Origin of the sequence: Actinomadura sp. NPDC000929 (assembly GCF_040492065.1) — a bacterium.
Taxonomy (GTDB): Bacteria; Actinomycetota; Actinomycetes; order Streptosporangiales; family Streptosporangiaceae; genus Spirillospora; species Spirillospora verrucosospora.
Map to the genome: position 1 here is coordinate 80,659 of NZ_JBEUPA010000015.1, position 12,023 is coordinate 92,681.

At 73.6% G+C, this 12,023-nt stretch carries 10 protein-coding genes; 5 read left to right on the forward strand and 5 right to left on the reverse strand.

Annotated features, from left to right (window positions below):
- Positions 1-42 precede the first annotated feature (42 nt).
- Complete coding sequence (locus ABWI04_RS08780) at positions 43-819, reverse strand: CAP domain-containing protein (protein ID WP_353832034.1); 777 nt, start codon at positions 817-819, stop codon at positions 43-45.
- A gap of 518 nt (positions 820-1,337) precedes the next feature.
- Here ABWI04_RS08780 and ABWI04_RS08785 point away from each other — a divergent pair.
- On the forward strand, positions 1,338-2,078 hold the full coding sequence (locus ABWI04_RS08785) for a hypothetical protein (protein WP_353832035.1): 741 nt from the start codon (positions 1,338-1,340) through the stop codon (positions 2,076-2,078).
- A 54-nt stretch (positions 2,079-2,132) separates the two neighbouring features.
- Here the strand turns inward: ABWI04_RS08785 and ABWI04_RS08790 are convergent, their stop codons facing one another.
- Positions 2,133-3,281 carry a S8 family peptidase gene (locus ABWI04_RS08790; protein WP_353832036.1) on the reverse strand — a complete coding sequence of 383 codons (1,149 nt, stop codon included), beginning with the start codon at positions 3,279-3,281 and terminating at the stop codon, positions 2,133-2,135.
- Between the two features lie 210 nt (positions 3,282-3,491).
- On the opposite strand from ABWI04_RS08790, the gene ABWI04_RS08795 reads away from it, so the two are divergent.
- A complete protein-coding gene (locus ABWI04_RS08795; protein ID WP_353832037.1) occupies positions 3,492-5,165 on the forward strand; it encodes an amino acid adenylation domain-containing protein in 1,674 nt (557 codons plus the stop codon).
- 21 nt (positions 5,166-5,186) lie between these two features.
- On the opposite strand, the gene ABWI04_RS08800 is transcribed toward ABWI04_RS08795, so the two are convergent.
- Entirely contained in the window at positions 5,187-6,026 is an 840-nt protein-coding gene (locus ABWI04_RS08800; protein ID WP_345171016.1) for a metal-dependent hydrolase, read from the reverse strand.
- A 7-nt stretch (positions 6,027-6,033) separates the two neighbouring features.
- Positions 6,034-7,545: a flavin-containing monooxygenase gene (locus ABWI04_RS08805; RefSeq protein ID WP_353832038.1), complete on the reverse strand. Its 1,512-nt coding sequence runs from the start codon at positions 7,543-7,545 to the stop codon at positions 6,034-6,036.
- 164 nt (positions 7,546-7,709) lie between these two features.
- Between ABWI04_RS08805 and ABWI04_RS08810 the strand changes: the two genes are divergently transcribed.
- The 3 genes from ABWI04_RS08810 to ABWI04_RS08820 all read left to right on the forward strand — a co-directional run bounded on the left by ABWI04_RS08810 (position 7,710) and on the right by ABWI04_RS08820 (position 10,938).
- Positions 7,710-8,840 carry a serine hydrolase domain-containing protein gene (locus tag ABWI04_RS08810; RefSeq protein WP_353832039.1) on the forward strand — a complete coding sequence of 377 codons (1,131 nt, stop codon included), beginning with the start codon at positions 7,710-7,712 and terminating at the stop codon, positions 8,838-8,840.
- Between the two features lie 153 nt (positions 8,841-8,993).
- Positions 8,994-10,307, forward strand: coding sequence for a PucR family transcriptional regulator (locus ABWI04_RS08815; protein ID WP_353832040.1), 1,314 nt, complete (start codon positions 8,994-8,996; stop codon positions 10,305-10,307).
- Between the two features lie 7 nt (positions 10,308-10,314).
- Complete coding sequence (locus tag ABWI04_RS08820; protein WP_353832041.1) at positions 10,315-10,938, forward strand: DUF4232 domain-containing protein; 624 nt, start codon at positions 10,315-10,317, stop codon at positions 10,936-10,938.
- A 1-nt stretch (position 10,939) separates the two neighbouring features.
- Here ABWI04_RS08820 and ABWI04_RS08825 read toward each other — a convergent pair whose 3' ends face one another.
- Entirely contained in the window at positions 10,940-11,821 is an 882-nt protein-coding gene (locus tag ABWI04_RS08825; RefSeq protein ID WP_353832042.1) for an SCO6745 family protein, read from the reverse strand.
- Positions 11,822-12,023: the final 202 nt, after the last annotated feature.

Here is a 12,023-nt window from a genome sequence, read left to right on the forward strand (position 1 = left end):
GGACGGGTTCGCGCCCCTCCCGTGCGCGCACGCCTCCGCACGTCAGCGGGCGCCGAAGTTCTGCGTCCAGTACGGGGTCCCGGACTTGAGCGCCACACCCACGCCGATGTTCTTGAACCGGCAGTTGAGGATGTTGGCCCGGTGCCCGGAGCTGTTCATCCAGGCGGACATGACGGCGGCGGGCGTCCGCTGGCCGTAGGCGATGTTCTCGCCGTAGGTGGACCAGCGGTAACCGGCGGCGGTGATCCGGTCGCCCGGGCTCCTGCCGCTGGGGTTGGTGTGGTCGAAGAAGCCGCGGGCGACCATGTCGGCGGAGTGGCCCTGCGCGGCGGCCTGGAGGCGGGAGTCGACGGTCAGGGCCCCGCAGCCGTTCTTGGCGCGCTCGGCGTTGGTCAGGGCGACGACCTGCTGGGCGAGCGTGCCGCCGCCCACGCTGCCGCCGCCGGGCGCCGTGGAACGGGGCGCCGGCGTGACCGGCCGCTTCTTCTTCTGCGGACGCTTCGTGATGTGCTTCGCGGGCTTCTTCGCGACGGTCGAGCGCTTGGCGGTCTTGGAAGCCGTGGGCTTGCCGGCGGGCGCCTTCGCCTTGGCGGGGGACGGGGTGGGCGCGGGGGCCGCGCGGTCGGCGACCGGCCTGGAATCGGCCGGGGCCTCCGAAGACCCGGTGACCCCGTAGGCGACCCCGGCCGTCAGGGCGACCACGCTCGCGCTCGCGCCGACGGCGGCCCACCACCGCCCGCTCGGACGCGGCGCCCGCCCGTAGCTGCCGCGGCGCGTCCGGGGACTCCGTCTCGACCCCGTGCTGTTCCTCTCGCTCACGTGAGCCTGCCTTCCTGGTTTCCGAGGATTTGTCGGACACCTGGGAGACCTGGCGGTTACGCCCGGATAACAGAAAGTGCGAGCGAAATCTGAGAATCGTTCCTACCTGCGAGAACGTGACGGGAGGCGAGTCGACTCAAGATCGCGTGTGCGGGAGCGGAGGGGCCTGGTTCCCGGCGGCACGTGTCCTCGGGGCGACAGCGGCCCGGCCGGGATCGAGATAAAGCGTTCTCACTCGGTGAGATCCTGCGTATTCTCCTCGTGGCCTCGGGCGCGGCGAGGGAAGGACGCGGGATGAGCGGAAGCGGAGGCAGGGCGCGATGAATCCGTACGGAGGAGGACAAGCGCCCGGACCCGGGTGGCAGCCCGGACCGCCGCCGCAAGGTCCCTGGCAGCAACCCCAAGGCCCCTGGCAGCAGCCGCAAGGCCCTTGGCAGCAGGGGCAGGGCTCATGGCAGCAGCCGCAGGGCCCGGGGCGGCCCCCGCAGGGTCCGTGGCAGCCGGGTCCGCCGCGCCGGATGACGTTCGGGCGTCTCTTCAATCCGTTCGCCGTCGGGAGCGCGGTCTTCACGCCGTCCCGGCCGGAACGCGTGCACGACGCGGCGGTGAAGAAGGTGCAGATCTGGCGAACGGTCGTCGGTCTGGTCGCCGTCACGTGGATGCTGTTCTCCTACGGGCTGGCGAAGGACCCCAACGGCGTGTTGGACGACCGCTTCGCCCAGATCCGCACCACCCTCATCACGCTGGCGGTGACGTTCCCGATCGCCGTCACCGTCTTCATCGCGGCGGCCCGTCCGCCCAACCGGCGCCTGTACCTGCGCCGCGCGGCCAAACCCGCCGGGGCGCTGCTCACGCTGGCGATAACGCTCGCCGCGCCGAGACTGGCCACGGGGCTGGGCTATGTGACCGAGGACACCGACTGGACGGCGTCACCGTGGCGGCTGGTGCTGCTGTTCGCGATCGGCGCCTTCTCGTTGTGGTACATCCCCTTCGGCCTCTACGGCATCGTGCAGTCACTCGTGCACGTCTTCCGGACGGCCGACCTCCACGACACGGTCCCGCCACTCCTCGCGACGCTGCTCGTCTGGGAGGTCGCCGTCTTCGACGTCTTCCAGGGCGCCTACGGCGGCGTCCCGTTCGTGGTGCGGCTGGGGTTCATCCTGGGAGCCCCGCTGTCCGTCACCGCCGTGGCGATGTGGGAGCTGCGGCGTCTGCGGACGCGGCACGGCCTCACCGTGCGCGGGGCGCTGGGCCGCTGAGCCGCCGCGGCCGTCGATGGGCCGTCGCTTCCGACGGCCCATCGACGCGGTCTTCTAGAGGGATCGCTTGCTCAGGAGGAGGTTCGGGGTGCCGGACGGGTTGCCGGTGATCTTTCCGCTGACGGCGTTGGAGACGAGCCAGCTGCGGATCGTGCTGTAGGACGCGTCCCCGTTCGCGGACTTGTACAGCGCCGCGACCCCGGTGACGTGCGGGGTCGCCATCGACGTGCCGCTGATGGTGTTGGTCCCGCCGTTCAGCCAGGTGGAGGTGATGCCCGTCCCGGGCGCGTACAGCTCCACGCAGCTGCCGTAGTTGCTGTAGGACGCCTTGGCGTCGGTGCTCGTGCTCGCAGCGACGGTGGTGGCGTTGCTCGCGCTGGCGGGCGAGTAGTTGCAGGCGTTGCCGTTGTCGTTGCCCGCGGCGACGGCCAGGAAGACGCCGGAGCTCGCGAGGTTGTTCGCGGCCGTGTTCACCGAGGACGAGTAACCGCCGCCGAGCGACATGTTCGCCACGGACGGACCGCTGTGGTTCTGGGCGACCCAGTTCATGCCGGCGATGACACCGGAGTTGGTGCCGCTGCCCTGGCAGTTCAGGACGCGGACGCCGCGCAGGTTGACCCTCTTGGCGACACCGTAGCTCGTGCCGCCGACCGTCCCCGCGACGTGGGTGCCGTGGCCGTTGCAGTCGACGCCGTTGCCGCCGGTCGCGTCGTAGACGTTGCTGGCCCTGCCCCCGAAGTCCGGGTGGGACGGGTAGAGGCCGGTGTCGATGATGTAGGCGGTCACTCCGGACCCGGCGGCGTTGTAGGTGTAGCTCTTGGACAGCGGAAGGCTGTCCTGGTCGATGCGGTCGATCCCCCACGACGGCGGGTTCTGCTGCGTGGTGGCGACGCGCACGACCGCGTCCTGCTCGACGGACGCGACGCCGGGCGTACGGCGCAACTTGGCGAGCTGGTCGGAAGTGAGCTTCGCGGAGAATCCGTTCAGCACCTTCCCGAACCGGTGGCCCGCGCTGATGCCGTTCTTGGAGACGGTCCTGCCGACCGAGACACCGGACTTCAGCGTCACGATGTACTGGCCGCTGACGCCCTGACCGGGTGCCGCGAGAGTCAGCGGGGCGTTGGGGGTCACCGCCTGCGCGGGAGTCGCCAGGACGGCCGCGAGGGGAGCCGCGGCCAGGACGGCGAGCAGGGGCTTTCTCATTCGTAACTCCGTTTCGTGCGGGGGCCCGGCCTGCGGAAAGGCCGGATTCACGAAGGGCGAATGAGAGGAGGATCAAACAGAACGTGAACAATCGTCAATTATTCGACGACAACGTGATTTCAATGTCAACGCCATCCCACCCCGATCCCGGCCCCGGCGCCTCTGGCCGTCACCGGCCGGAGCGCCCACAATGCGGGGAGGAGAGGGACGGTGCCACGAATGGAACGCGAGCACTACGGCCGCCTTCTGCGGCTCGCCTACCTGACACTCGACGACGGAGACCACCCGCTCTCGCCCGCCCGCCGGGCCGTCGCCGAGGCGATGCGGGTGCGGCGCGGCGGCTATCCGGCCATGCGTGCAAAGCTCGTCGCGACCCTGCTCAAAGACCCGCCGACCGGACGGCACCGGCTTCGCGGCCTCCTCTTCGAGCCCGCGCGCGGCGAACCGGGCCCCGTCCGGACGGCTCTCCTGGAGTTACCGCCGCACGAGCGGCTCGCCTACCTGCTCCACCGGGACGGGCTCTCCGCCCCCGAGGTCGTCGCCGAGCTGGGCGTCCATCTCCCGATCGTCTTCGGGGACGTCGACGGGACCATCAGCGCCGTGGGCGACCGGACGGACATGGACGAGGCCGCGCAGCGAGCCGAGATCGAGGCGTTCGACCCCGACCTCGTGCGGCTGCGGCCGCCGCTCACCTTCCCGCGCGCGGGGCGCGCCGCCGTGGCGGTCGTGGTCGCCGCGGCGCTCCTGACGGTCGCCGGGGCCTTCCTCACCCGGGCGGACGAAGGCCGCGGCGCGCCCGCCCTGATCGGCCTCCATGCGTGGTCGGCGAACAGCACGCCGAGCATCGACGACTGGCCCTCGCAAGGCCCCCTCCTCCGCGACGCGAAGCTGCTGCGGCGGGCGGCGGACGCCTGGCGCGGCGACCGCCGCGACCCGCCGCTCGGCCGCGTCGTCGTCCTGTACGCCGGGACGGTGGACGGCGCGTCGCTGGTGGTGCTGCGCGACTCCCCCGGACCGCGGGACACGACCAGCGTGGCGCAGTACTTCGAGCGGCGGCTGTCGCGGGGCGTGGAGTCGGTCCGCGAGCTCGGGACCGACGCGGGGCAGCTCATCATGGTCGGCATGACGTGGCGCTACCTCGTCCCGCCGTGGCTGCTGGACGTGCGGGCGGCGGTGCCGTCCGGGCGGTCCCCGGAATGGCGGCCGGTGGACGTCCGGGACGGGCTGAGCGCTCCACTGCCGTGGAACTGGTTCACGCCGAGGTGCCAGAACTACGTGGTGTTCCAGATGAGGTCCGGGGTGGGGACGGTCACCCAGCTCGCCTCGAACGATCCGCGGTCGGCGGCGCCGCGCGTGTGGTTCCGGGACCCGGCGGAGCAGGAGCGGCCGTCCGGGTGGGCGGCGCTGAACGCCGTCGCCTGCGCGGGGGCGACGTCCCTGAGCGAGTCGGGCGACCTGCGGCTGGGGCGGCTCTGGAGCGGGCGCCTGCCCGACGGCGGCGGCCGCGCGACCCTGCTCACGGTGGACGCGTCCTCCCCGCCGGGCGGCGCGGGCCGCTCGATGCTGATCTCCGAGGACGGGCAGGCGCTGTCGGAGCGGGGAGGGACGAACGGCGACTTCGCCTCGCCCGGCGAGACGAAGACCGCCGCGGTGTGGTGGCGGTCGCCCCGGCGCTGGCGGCTCGTGGCCGCGGCGGGGCCGGGCGTCGCGCGGCTGAGGTCGGTCGGCGAGCTGGGCTCCCACGAGGACGCGCCGGACCGGCAGGGCGACGCCCCTCTGCTCATGGTGCCGGGCCCGCGCACCGGTGACGCGGCCGATCTGCCGGTCGTCCAGGTCGTGGCGTACGAGCGGGACGGGGACCGCACGGTCGTCACCCCCCGCTGACGGGGCCCCGGGCGCGGCCGGTCACTTCAGGTTGGCGGTGAGGGTCCCCTCGGCGCCGAACAGCTCCTCGCGCCAGCGTTCCAGCAGGTCGGTGCTGTCGAAGTCGTCCGGGTGGAAGCCGGGCTCGTTGTAGGCGCGCAGGCGCCGGATCACCTCGCGTTTGAGGAACGGCGAGTGCCGGAGCGCGGCGAGGCTGCGGCGCAGCCGTCCGGGACGGTAGGCGGCGGGGTCGCCCAGCACCGAGACGGCCGTGCCGGTGACCATGAGGAACAGGAACCCGGCGCTGATGACCCGCATGGTCCGGACGCGGGTGCGCTCGGTGCCGCCGACGTGCCGGAAGACGTCGAACGCGACGGCCTTGTGCTCGGACTCCTCCAGCGCGTGCCACAGCAGGATCGACCGGACGCTGGTGTCGCCGAGCAGGTCCCGCGCGCGGGGATCGGTGAGCAGGCACTCGGCCACGGTCGCGGTGTAGTGCTCCAGCCCGGCGGTGAAGCCGAGGCGGACGATCGGCGGCAGGAAGCGGTCGGCGAGGCGCAGGTCGCGCTCGACGACGGCGGAGATCCGATGGGTCGGGTAGCCCATCGCGCGGAGCGTCCGGTTGAGGTGGTCGTGCTCGCGCCCGTGGACGACCTCCTGCCCGATGAAGCCGCGCACCCGGGCGGCGAGGTCCGGGTCGGTGACGCGGTCGCGGTAGTGCCGCACCGAGCGGACGAAGAAGTCCTCGCCAGGCGGGAACGTCGCGGACAGCAGGGCCACGAGGTGGCTCATGACCAGGTCGCCGTCCACGTAGTGGCGGCGCAGGGATCCCCTCGGGTGGTCGAAGGCGACCCGGCGGGTCTGGATGGCGTGCTGGGTCATGCGGACCTCATCTCGGACGCGGGGGCGTGTGGGGGGCCGAGTAGACGTAGTCGTCCAGCGGGAACGTGCGGGCGGCGTGCGCGGCCTGCGCCGCACTCGTCGGCCGCAGATAGGGCGTGTCACCGTGATGGTCGAAGTAGTAGCTGTTGGCGGTGGCGCAGCCGTTGGTCGCCCAGAGGGAGCCGGCGAGCCGCTCGCGCATGCGGTTCGTCCAGCGCTCGGTCGGCTCGGGACGCACCTCCACCGAGGTCGCGCCCCGGCGGCGGGCCTCCTTGATCACGCGGACGACGTGGGCCGAGGTCGTCTCGACGAGCTGGTGCCAGGTGCCGCCGACCCAGCCGTACGGGCCGAACATCATGAAGTGGTTGGGCAGCCCGGGGATGCTGATGCCCTCGTACGAGGCGAGCCGGTTCTCGGCGTAGAACGTCGCGAGGTCGAAGCCGTCGCGGCCGCGCACCGGGGTCCGGCGGTAGACCTCCGGGTCGCTGGCCAGGCGGAACCCCGTCGCGAGGACGATGGCGTCCACGTCGCGTTCGCGGCCGTCCGCGGTGCGGACGCCCGTGGGGGTCACCCGGTCGATGGGATCGGTGACCAGGGCGACGTTCGGCCGGTTGAAGGTTCTGAGGTAGGTGTTGGAGACGGACGGGCGCTTGCAGCCGAGACCGTAGCCGGGCGTCAGCCTCCGCCGGGTGCCGGGATCCCTGACCTGCGTCCGGTACCAGAGGGATCGGGCCAGCCGCGCGCCGCCGTGGGCGAGGTAGGGCGCCCTGCCGTGCCCGACGACCAGGTCGACCAGGACCATCTCGACACCGCGCGTGGCCGTTCGGCGCACCGCGTCCTGGACGCGCGGGGCGCGCCGGAACAGCCACCGCACCGGGCGCGGGACGGGCGCGTCCAGCTTCGGCCCCACCCAGATCGGGGTGCGCTGGTAGACGTCGAGGCGCGCGGTCAGCGGCGCGATCTCGGGGATGATCTGGACGGCGCTGGCGCCCGTCCCGACGACCGCGACCCGCTTGCCGGTCAGGTCGCAGCCGTGGTCCCAGCCGGACGAGCGCAGCACCGCGCCCCGGAAGTCGTCGAGGCCCGCGAGGCCGGCGGGTCTGGGATCGACGAACGCGCCGATCGCGCTGACCACGAAGCGGGCCGTCACCTCCCCTGCGGGCGTCCGCAGGCGCCAGAGCCCGGCGTCCTCGTCCCAGACGCGCGCGGTGACCTCGGTGCGCAGGCGGACGTGGCGGCGCACGCCGTACCGGTCGGCGAGCCGGTCGATGTACTCCTTGACCTCGGAGCCCGGCGCGAACACCCGGCTCCAGCGCGGGTTGAGGGCGTAGCTGAACTGGTACGCCTGCGCGGGCACGTCCACGCCGATCCCGGGGTAGACGTTGTCGCGCCACGTCCCGCCGATGTCCCCGGCGCGCTCCAGGACCACGAAGTCGTCGATCCCGGCGCGCAGGAGCGCGATCCCCATGCCGATCCCGCTCAGTCCGGCCCCGATGATCGCGACCTCGGCGTCCGGCATGGGCACCTCCTGCTATTGGAGTACCTGTCGAATATACATCCGGAGGTCCACCGCGCCAGGTGTCGTCAGGTACACCCTCCGTCCGGGTTCTCGGCCCCGTGCCGCCGGGTCCGGCGACCGGCAGTGTTGATCACGTTCGGCAGACGACCCTCCAGGAGGAACCCATGTCGCGGATCTCCCTCACCGCCTCGCTCGCCTCGGCCACCGCCCTGATCGCCGGGGCGGCCCTCGCCGCCGCCCCGGCGGCGAGCGCGGCCCCGTCCGAGGGCCCGCACGGGCTGGACCGGAAGGTGCGGGCGGCCGCCGGCCGGCTCGTCGCCGACGGCGCGCCCGGCGTGATCGTGATGACGCGCCGCGGCGGGCGCGTCTCGCACGTCACCGCGGGCGTGTCCGACAAGGCCACCGGCGCCCCGATGGACCACCGGCTGCTGTTCCGGATCGCGAGCGTGACCAAGTCGTTCACCTCGACGGTCGTGCTCCAGCTCGCCGCCGAGCGCCGGCTCTCGCTGGACGACACCGTGGAGACGTGGCTCCCGGGCGTCGTCGCGGGCAACGGCAACGACGGATCGAAGATCACCATCCGGCAGCTGCTCGCGCAGACCAGCGGCCTCAACGACTACACGCCCGATCCGCGGGTGATGACCGACCCCGCGCGGGCCTGGACGCCGGCGGAGCTCATCGCGATCGCGATGGAGAAGCCGCCGCAGTACGCGCCCGGGACGAGCTGGAACTACTCCAACACCAACTACATCCTGGCCGGAATGGTCATCGAGAAGGCGACCGGGCGCTCGGTGGGCGCCGAGTTCCGGAAGCGCGTCTTCGAGCCGCTGCGGCTGCGGAACACGTCCTACCCGACGACCGACTCCTCGTTCCCCGGCCGCTACGTGCACGGGTACTACTACGACTACGGGGACGTGAGCACGCTCATCAGTCCGTCCAGCGCGAGGACGTCCGGGGGCATCGTCAGCACGGTCGACGACGTGGCCCGCTTCCACCGCGCCCTGTTCACCGGCAGGCTGCTGCCGCCGAAGCAGATGCGCGAGATGCGGACCGTCCGGCCGGTCAACGACGACGGGGTCGTGGAGGACTACGGCCTCGGCGTCGCCCGCGTCAAGTTCTCCTGCGGGTACGCGTGGGGCCACGACGGCGGCTTCCCCGGATACCGGACCTGGACCTACACCAGCGCCGACGGACGCAGCCAGGCCGTCATCACCTACAACGAGTCCAAGCTGGAGTACGACAAGACCTTCCGGGCCGACCTCGCCAAGGCCGCCGACACCGCCTTCTGCGCCTGATCCCGGTGCTGGTGCGCGGGCTCGCTTATAAGCGGATGAGCAGTGGTCGCGGGCTTTTGTTCCTCCGCCCTACAGAAGAAGGGTGCGCGCGGTGCGTACGGTCGGGGCGTCCCGCCGCGCAGCCGGGCACGCGGGCCAGACGGAGGTGTGCCGATGAACCGAGCCCTCGCATCGGGCGTTCCCGCCGAGCGCGCCGCGCCTCTCCCGCCGCGGCTCGCCGAGCTGATCCGGCCGGAGCTGCCGAGCCTCGCCGAGGAGATCGTCGCCGAGATCCGCCGCGCCATCCCCGAGTACGCCCGGCCGCTCGACGGCCCCTACGGCCACGTGCTGCGGCTCGGGGTCGAGCGCAGCCTGGCCGCGTTCACCGAGCGGATCGCGTCGCCCGCCGGGGCGGCGGCCGGCGACGACCCGGCCGGGACGGCGCGGATGCTCGGCCAGTACGAGGCGCACGAGGGGCGCAGCATGGACAGCCTCCAGGCCGCGTACCGGATCGGCGGGCAGGTCGCCTGGCGCCGCGTCATGAAGGTCGCGCCGCGCCACGACATCTCGTCGGCCGTGCTGTCGCGGCTGGCCGACGCGCTGCTGGCCTACATGGACGAGCTGGCCGCGCAGTCGCTCGACGGCCACCGGAACGCCAGGGCGCGTCCCATCCGCGCGCTGGACGAGCGGGGCCGGCGGCTGCTGCGCCTCCTCCTCGCCGTCCCCGGCCCGGACGGCGCCGAGCCCGCCACGGCCGCCGACCTCAAGGAGGCGGCCGACGGGGCGGGGTGGCCGCTTCCGGACCAGGTCACGCTGGTCGCCGTCGAGCCGGACGCCCCCTGCGTCTGGACGGCGCTGGACGAGGACGTCCTCGCCGAGCTGGAGTGCCCGGAGCCGCACCTGCTCCTGCCCGGCCCGTTCACCCCAGAGCGCCGCGCGATGCTGGACGAGGCGCTCCCGGGCCGCCGCATCGCGGTCGGCGTCGCGATGCCGGCCCGCCAGGCCGCGGACTCCCTGCGCTGGGCGCGGCAGGCGCTCGGCCTCGCACTCGACGGCGTCCTCGACGGGCCGGTGACGCTGTGCGAGGAGAACCTCGTCGCGCTGTGGCTGCTGTCGGATCCCGCGCTGGTCGAGCAGCTCACCCGGCGCCGCCTCGGCATCCTGGACGGCATGACCCCGGGCCGGCGGGACCGGCTGACCGAGACGCTGCGGACCTGGCTCGTCACCCGCGGCACCGCCGCCGAGATCGCCGAGCGGCTGCACATCCACCCCCAGACCGTCCGGTACCGGATGCGCAAGATCGAGCAGTCCCTCGGGGACGCGCTGGCCGACCCGGAGGCCCGGTTCGGCATCGAGGTCGCGCTCCGCGCCGCCCACCTGCGGTCGCGCCGCGCCGCCCCCGTCCCCGCCCCCGTCCCCGCCCCGCACCGGCCGGCGGCGGGGCGCCGCACGCCCGCCCGCCCGCGCGGTCTCCGGCATTTGCGATGATCTGGGGGTGACCGTTACGAAGCGGACCCGTCTCCGCCTGATCGGCGCGGCGGGCCCCGCCGTCGGCACGCTCGTCCTCAGCACGCTCGCCCTCGGCGCGTGCGGCACCGCCGCCGTGCCCGGCGCCGGGCGCGACGCGGGACCCGCCGCGACGCCGGCGCCTCCCACCCCTCTCGTGGTGGCGACGCGCTCGTCGCCGCCCCCGCCTCCCTGCACGCCGGAGGGCATCGCCGTCTCGATGAACGAGCCGGACGCCGCCATGGGCCTGCGCGCGGCGCGGGTCGAGCTGCGCAACTGCGGGCAGCGCCCGTACCGGCTGAACGGCTACCCGGCGCTGCGCGTCCTCGACGACAGGCGGCAGCCGTTCAACGTCACGGCCGTGCGCGGCACGAGGCAGGTCGAGGACGCCGGGCCGAAGCCGCTGACGATCCGTCCGGGCCGCACGGCCGAGTTCGTGATCGTCTGGCGGAACACGGTCACCGAGGCGGACACGGTGGCGGTGGCCGGCACGTACCTCGAGGTCCGCCCGGCGCCCGGGCGGCCCGTCGTGATCGTCCCGGCCGACGGGCCGATCGACCTCGGCAACACGGGCCGCCTGGAGGGGACCGCCTGGCGGCTCCCGACCCGGTGACTCAGCGGGGCGGCGCCTGGATCCTGCCGATGCCGAGGGTGTTCTGCGCGGGCATCAGCCCGGTCTCCAGCACCTTCACCAGGATCGGCATCGTGAGCTGCGCCAGCCGGTCGGCCTTGGCGGCGCCGAGCGTCCGCCACGGCCCGTAGGCGAGGTCGTCGGTCGTCCGCTCGACGTCGTCGCGCAGCTCGCGCCCCCGGCCGGTCGCGGCGCCGTCCGCGTCGACGAGCCCGCGGGACGCGAGGCGGTCGCGGGCGGCGGCCCACTCCTCGCCGGTCCAGCCGCGGCTCGCGAACGTCTCCGGGGACGCGGCCCCGACGGCGGCGAACGACACCAGCGCCTCGACCGGGTCGAGCCCGCGGGTGAGGAGCGCGGCGACGTGGCCGTCCCCGCGCTGCTCGCGAAGGATTCCGATGGCGTGCCACAGGACGAGGTGCGGCTCGTCCGGCCAGGGCAGGCCGGCGTTGGCGGCGGCGATCGGGCGGCCGGCGGTGCTCGCGGCCTCGGCGGCGGCGCGGGCCAGTTCGGCGGCCTCGGCCAGGTCCGGGCTCCCGGCACCGTCGCCGAGAAGCGTCCGGTACATGCGGTCGACGGCGCGCAGGCGGGCCTCCAGGACGCGGTCGGGCGGCGCGACCGTCCAGGCGGCGGGGACGTGCTCGGCCACCATGCGCGGGCTGAAGCTGTAGAAGGCGGCCGACACGGCCTCGCTCCCCGCGGCGCCGAGCGGCGCGGCGCGCCACGCGAAGTAGCTCGGCCAGCGCGTCTCCACGTCGTAGCCGAGCCCCCGCGCCTCGGCGAAGACCTCCGGGGAGTACCAGAACAGGGCGTGGAGGGGTTCGAGCTGGTGCCACATCTGCCGTGCGAGGCCGGGGTCCTCCGCCATCACGCGGTCCTCTCTCTCGGGATCACCTCCACTCTATCTTGACATTGCCTAGATGTCGCTCCCGGCCCTGCCCGGCCGCCCACCTACCGGGAGGCGCGCTGACCTGGGACGGCGGCACGGACGGCGCACCGCCCGGACGGAACGGCGGCGCCGCGCGCCGCGTGCGCGGCGCGAGCGGCAGGACGGCGGGCAGCGCCATCCC

What these genes read in the sequence shown, in the direction of transcription:
- ABWI04_RS08825 (WP_353832042.1), bottom strand. Translation starts at nt 11,821, where the DNA reads ATGGCGGAGGACCCCGGCCTCGCACGGCAGATGTGGCACCAGCTCGAA.
- ABWI04_RS08810 (WP_353832039.1), top strand. Translation starts at nt 7,710, where the DNA reads ATGTCGCGGATCTCCCTCACCGCCTCGCTCGCCTCGGCCACCGCCCTG.
- ABWI04_RS08805 (WP_353832038.1), bottom strand. Translation starts at nt 7,545, where the DNA reads ATGCCGGACGCCGAGGTCGCGATCATCGGGGCCGGACTGAGCGGGATC.
- ABWI04_RS08815 (WP_353832040.1), top strand. Translation starts at nt 8,994, where the DNA reads ATGAACCGAGCCCTCGCATCGGGCGTTCCCGCCGAGCGCGCCGCGCCT.
- ABWI04_RS08790 (WP_353832036.1), bottom strand. Translation starts at nt 3,281, where the DNA reads ATGAGAAAGCCCCTGCTCGCCGTCCTGGCCGCGGCTCCCCTCGCGGCC.
- ABWI04_RS08800 (WP_345171016.1), bottom strand. Translation starts at nt 6,026, where the DNA reads ATGACCCAGCACGCCATCCAGACCCGCCGGGTCGCCTTCGACCACCCG.
- ABWI04_RS08785 (WP_353832035.1), top strand. Translation starts at nt 1,338, where the DNA reads ATGACGTTCGGGCGTCTCTTCAATCCGTTCGCCGTCGGGAGCGCGGTC.